The sequence below is a fragment of the Saccharicrinis sp. GN24d3 genome (assembly GCF_052400645.1).
In the GTDB taxonomy this organism is placed as follows: Bacteria; Bacteroidota; Bacteroidia; order Bacteroidales; family Marinilabiliaceae; genus Saccharicrinis.
The window spans coordinates 1-2,921 of the sequence record NZ_JBQTGI010000065.1; the positions used below are offsets into that span (position 1 = coordinate 1).

General features: G+C 41.4%; 1 protein-coding gene. It reads right to left on the minus strand.

What is annotated here, in order from left to right:
• Window positions 1–142: 142 nt before the first annotated feature.
• Window positions 143–2,665: a PAS domain-containing sensor histidine kinase gene (locus tag ACT29I_RS25565; RefSeq protein ID WP_444794846.1), complete on the minus strand. Its 2,523-nt coding sequence runs from the start codon at window positions 2,663–2,665 to the stop codon at window positions 143–145.
• Window positions 2,666–2,921: the final 256 nt, after the last annotated feature.

Genomic DNA, 2,921 nt, shown 5'->3' on the forward strand with positions numbered 1-2,921 from the left:
CATATAAAGTAGAAGGCACCATCAAACGTTTTGATGGTGCCTTCAATCTTTAACCAAACCTAACCCTAAACTATGAGTTCTGCAAAGATAATTTTTTATCCAAAAATATCAATAGAAATTTAAAAATTTCTTCATGTTTGTGTCAATTTTTAACCGGCAAATTCACATAAAATGTGGAGCCAACACCTTCTTCGCTCTCGACCCTAATATTACCCCCGAGCAATTGGGCATACGACCTGGCAATGGCAAGCCCGACACCTAGACCTTCGAATGCTCTTGTATCCGTATTGTCGGCCTGCACAAAGCGCTCAAAAACGGCTGCCTGTCTTTCTTTCGGGATTCCGATACCGGTATCCTTTATATAAAACTCTATGGCTGCCCCATTCGCAAGGCAACCCATGTTAATGGTTCCCGATTCGGTATATTTTATGGCGTTTTTTATTAAGTTGCCAAGCATGGAATCCAGCTTGGTGCGATCGGTAGAGATATTTTTTGCGGTGACCGGCAGCAGTCTGTCAACCATCAGCTTCAGCCCCTTCTTCCGGGCTTCCGGTCCATAAAGGCCCATTAATCCTTCAACGCACGCATTAACATCGGTATCATCCACTTTAAGATAAACTGTCCCGGATTCAATTTGAGAGATCTCCACAATATCGTTTACCGTATTTAACAGGCGCTGCCCACTTTGATGAACAACCTGGATAAAACTCTCTCTATCTTCGGTATCCAAACCGGGCTGTAAAAGCATATTGGTTAATCCCAGAATGCCGTTCATCGGGGTTCGAATTTCGTGGCTCATATTGGCCAGGAAGGACGTTTTCAGCCTGTCACTTTCCTCGGCTTTTTCTCGTGCTTTAATGAGTTCCTTCATACTGTTAGTTCGGCCTAATTCGCCGGAAATCAAATCTGAGAGCACATTTAACATTTTGATATCATCGTCTATCCACGCTTTTTTACGCTTAACCGAACTAAAAGCGACAAAACCATTGAATTGCTTTTCATAAATCAATGGTATGGCAAGAATTGAAGCAATACCAAATTTTTGAAGAATATTTCGTTCTGCTGCCGCTTCACGCGGTAAATATGCAATGTCCTCATAATTTATTAATTCATACCTATACAATTTATCCATCCCCCATTGAAATAAAACAGCGGGCAATTGCTGAAGATGATTGATCTGAGGCTCGATTCCTTCGTTGCACCATTCATGCGTATTACTCACCACGGTTCCATTGTTTTCATACCGGCACACATGAATCCGGTCAACCTGGGTAAACAAACCTACTTTGTCTAAGGCGGAATTAATCAACTCATCAGTTTCCAAATAGCTGCCACGGACAAACTGGTAAGAGATATCTTTAAATATCTCCTCTATACGTATACGATTTATAAGTTGTAACTTATTATTTTTTCTTTCGGTAATATCATGGGAGACCGACAGTATTCCAACCGGGATTTGATTTTTATCCCGTATAAATGACGAAACGATTTCCACCCATATTAACGCACCATTTTTTTTGAGAAACTGTGCTTCCAACACAATGTTTTTCACGTCTGCCTCTCCGCTGAGCACCATCTGCTTTCTCTCTTCAAAAACAGGGACAATCTTTTCCATCGATTCAGGATGGATAATCCCGCTAAGCCCTATTTTTAGATATTCATCCGGCGAATAACCTAAAATACGCTCAACCGATGGGCTCACATAGGTCAGGTTCAGGTCCATATCCAAAACCGTAACCACATTTCCCATATTATCTGCAATCAGGCGGTATTTTGTTTCACTTTCTTTCAGGGCTTGTTCCGAAAGTTTCCGCGGAGTAATATCCTGGATTTGAGCGATAGCATATTTAGGGCGACCATCGTCGTAGCTCACCATTGAAAGGTTAAGCATGGCCCATATCACCGTTTCGTCCTTGCGGATATACCGTTTTTCGGTTTGAAATTTACCTATTCCACCATTCCATAACTGACGGACATGGTTTAAACCGGAATCCAAATCTTCGGGATGGGTAATACTTTGAGAATCCAGGCTTAGAAGTTCTTCTTTTGAATAGCCCAGCATATTGCAAAAGGCTTTGTTTACGTTAATAAAATGCCCATCCGGTTTTACAAGGGCCATGCCGATGGGCGAGTTTTGCATTACCTCCCGAAACAATTGTTCGCTCTCAAACAGCACATTTACGGAATGTTTCCTTTCCGTGATGTCATTCGTAAAACTTACAATTTGTCCACCATTTAAATCAAGATGGTTAGTACTGACTTCAACATCAATAATACTCCCGTCTTTTCGACGATGTTTGGACTCAAAACGTTCACCCCCATTTTCTCTCATCCTTTGTAAATGAGCCAATGTATCTTCGGTATTTTCCAGGGCATCCAAATCGGAAATTCGCATGTTTAGTAACTCCTGCTCGCTGTAGCCACTCATTTGGCAATAGGCTTTATTCACTTCCAGCAACCGTCCCTGCATGTCTGCCCTCCAAAAACCATTTAATGTTGATTGGAGAATGGCTTTTCGTTGCTCTTCTTTCAATTCGAGAACTTCTGTTATTTGTTTTTGCTCTAAAACATCCTTTTCATATTTGGTTTTCAGAACCCGGTTCTCCTTCTGTAATTTTTGCAACTCCAGGATGAGTTCTTCTTTTGATGTTTTCAGATCGTACATGCGATTTTATTTTGCCGTGCTCTTGACAGAAGAAGCAACCAAAAGTTCGTGTCAGACCGTTAAGGGTTGCTTTACCTTAAGCCTCTCAACGAATCAAACTCGCCGGTCTCCCATCATAAAATGGTGCTAGTTATTAATTCCGGCGCGAATTTACCAAAATCATAATAATTGCCAAAGATAGAATCCGCAAGCACTTTAATTCATTACCCTGCAGAACACGCCCGTCAGCTATGTTTAACCCGCAATATGCATTAGA

Coding starts and splice junctions, on each gene's coding strand:
- ACT29I_RS25565 (WP_444794846.1), bottom strand. CDS start 2,665: ATGTACGATCTGAAAACATCAAAAGAAGAACTCATCCTGGAGTTGCAA.